The sequence below is a fragment of the Mycobacterium sp. 1165178.9 genome (assembly GCF_001673555.1).
In the GTDB taxonomy this organism is placed as follows: Bacteria; Actinomycetota; Actinomycetes; order Mycobacteriales; family Mycobacteriaceae; genus Mycobacterium.
The window spans coordinates 1-2571 of record NZ_LZMB01000230.1 but is presented as its reverse complement, the minus strand read 5'-3'; the positions used below and the strand labels follow the sequence as shown (position 1 = coordinate 2571).

The 2571-nt window shown below is 68.9% G+C and carries 4 protein-coding genes; 1 reads left to right on the top strand and 3 read right to left on the bottom strand.

Annotated elements, in window-relative coordinates:
* Positions 1 to 163, top strand: a 163-nt coding sequence (locus A5652_RS26630; protein WP_156745264.1) for a DUF2332 family protein, incomplete at its 5' end; no start/stop codon positions are given.
* A gap of 54 nt (positions 164 to 217) precedes the next feature.
* On the opposite strand, the gene A5652_RS10565 is transcribed toward A5652_RS26630, so the two are convergent.
* The 3 genes from A5652_RS10565 to A5652_RS28545 form a co-directional block, all read right to left on the bottom strand.
* On the bottom strand, positions 218 to 1405 hold the full coding sequence (locus tag A5652_RS10565; RefSeq protein ID WP_067350280.1) for an NAD(P)/FAD-dependent oxidoreductase: 1188 nt from the start codon (positions 1403 to 1405) through the stop codon (positions 218 to 220).
* A 25-nt stretch (positions 1406 to 1430) separates the two neighbouring features.
* Positions 1431 to 2258, bottom strand: coding sequence for a mycofactocin-coupled SDR family oxidoreductase (locus A5652_RS10560; RefSeq protein WP_067350276.1), 828 nt, complete (start codon positions 2256 to 2258; stop codon positions 1431 to 1433).
* Positions 2259 to 2348: 90 nt separating this feature from the next.
* The coding region (locus tag A5652_RS28545) for an SHOCT domain-containing protein (RefSeq protein WP_232001156.1) at positions 2349 to 2571 on the bottom strand (223 nt) is incomplete at its 5' end.

The window sequence follows — 2571 nt, the reverse complement described above, 5'->3', positions numbered from 1 at the left end:
CGATGCCCGCTCGCCGTTCGCCCACCTCACGATGGAGCCCGCGCGTGACGGGCCGGGTGCACCGATCAAGTTCCTGGTGCGGGCGCGCGTCTGGCCGGCGGGCGATCCGCAGGTGCTGGGCGAGTGTCATCCGCACGGTCCGCCGGTGGACTGGCAAGGCTAGATCCCAGCGACCGGTACGCGGCCGCCGTCGGCTAGCGCCAGACGAAAGACCTTGTCAGCCAAGCATTTCGGCGATCGGCACGGCCGCGGCGATCTTGGCACGGACCTTCATGACCTTGCCGGGCATGCCGCCGCCGACCACCCCGACCAGCGCCCCGTCGCGTTCGTAGTAGGCCAGGAACTTGCGGCCGTCATCCTCGACGATATGGACGATGTCGCCGGCTTCCGGCTCGCCAAGGCACTGGATCTTGACGTCGTATTGGTCGCTCCAGAAGTACGGCACGACCACCACCGAGGGCACGTCCCGGCCCAGCAGCGCGGGCTCCACGACCCGTGCCTGATCGGCGACGTTGCTCCAATGTTCCACACGCCCTTGGTGTCCCGTCGCGTCACGCCACGATGCGACGTCACCGAGCGCCCACACATTCGGCGCGCTTGTGCGGCCGGCCTCGTCGCAGATGACGCCGTTGCCGACCTCGACTCCGCTGCCTTCGAGCCATTCGGTCGCCGGGCGCGACCCGATGCCGACCACGACGATGTCGGCCGGCAGTTCGGTGCCGTCGCTCAACACGACCGCCTCGACGTGTGAGTCGCCGCGCACCTCGGCCACCCCGACCCCGAGGCGGACGTCGACACCTTCGGCACGGTGCAGCCGCGCCACCAGCTCCCCGATCTGCTCGCCGAGCACCGCGGCCAGCGGCGTCGGCTGCGGCTCCACCAGCACCACGTCCACGCCAAGGCTGCGCAGGCTGGCCGCCACCTCGCAGCCGATGAAGCCGGCGCCGATGACCACGGCGCGCTGCGCCGCGGACGCGTGCTCGCGCAGCGCCATGCTCTCGTCGACCGACCGCAGCACGCGGATGCCCTCGAGATCCGGGATCGCCGGAATGCGCCGCGGCACCAGGCCCGTGGCGATGACCAGTTCGGCGTAGCCCAGCGTCGTCCCGTCGTCCAAAGTCACCGTCTGGGCGGCGGTGTCCAGGCTCCTCGCGGCCGACCCCAATCGCAGGGTGATGTCGTTCTCGTCGTACCACTCGCGCGGTTTGAGCGCGGTGTCGTCGACCTCCTTGCGCAGCACCTCTTTGGACAACGGCGGGCGGTCGTAGGGCAGGTGCACCTCGTCGCTGACGATCGTGATGGGCCCGGAATACTCCGCCTTCCGCAGCTGCTCGGCGGTGCGCGCGGCGGCCAATCCGCCACCCACGATCACGATCCCGTTGTTGGCGCTTTCGTCACTACTCACGTGGAGTTCTTAGCACGATGGCCGCTCAGTACTTTAGGGCACCCTTATCCACGGGGATCTGGGTGCCGGTGAGGGTGCCAGAGCCGTCGCAGGCAAGCCACGCCACCACATCGGCCACTTCATCGGCCGCCATGAATCCATTGGGCTGCACCGGCATTGGCGGAAAGCTGTGGACGAAGCTGGGATGCTTGGCGAAAATCTCCATCATCGCCTCGGGTTCGATCATCGGGGTGTCGACCGAGTATGGGTGGATGGAGTTGACCCGGATGCCGAATTCGCCGAGCTCGATGGCGAGCGTGTTGGTGAGCGCCGTGAGTCCGTGTTTGCTGGCCGAATAGTGACCGTTGCCCGGTGTGGCCTTGAGCCCCGCCGACGAGCTGACCACGACGATGGAGCCGCCATTTCCCGCCTCGATCATCGCGGGGACGGTGGCGCGCAGCGTGCGCCAGGTGCCGGTCAGGTTGACCCCGATGACCGTGTCCCACTGCTCGTCGGTGAGCTCCCAAATGCGGCCCCAGCTCAGGACTCCGGCGTTGGCCACCACGACGTCGAGCCGGCCGAACTGCTCGACCCCGTCGGCGACCAAATCCCGAAGCGCGGCGTCGTCGCGTACGTCGACCTCGCGCCTCAAGATCTTGCGCCCCTCGTTCTCCACCAGGCGGGCGGTCTCGTCGAGGTCGTCGCGGGTGGCCGGCGTGTACGTCACGCTGGCGGACGCCGGCGCGCAGATGTCCAGCGCGATGATATCGGCGCCCTCGCGGGCCAGCCGCACCGCGTGCGAGCGCCCCTGCCCGCGGGCGGCCCCGGTGATGAATGCGACCCGTCCCTGCAGTGCTCCGGCCTGTCCAGCCACGTCTAACCCCTTCGACCGCCGATAGATCAAGCCAGGCTAGCAGCGCAACTGAAACGTGTTCTAATTCACCCGGCGCCGCCGAGCGAGCTCCTAGATTTCGGAGATGATCGACGCGCGCCGGCTCGTGTATTCGTCGTCGGTCAGCGCCCCACTGGCGTGCAGATCCTTCAGCTCCTGCAACCGCGCGGCGATCGACGGTTCGGGTGGCGTGACGACCGCCGCCGCGGCGGGCGCCGCGGCGGCGGCGGTCGGGGCGGGTTGCGGGCCCCGGAATCCTGCCGTTCGACAGCGAAGACCGGGTGATCGCCAGCGT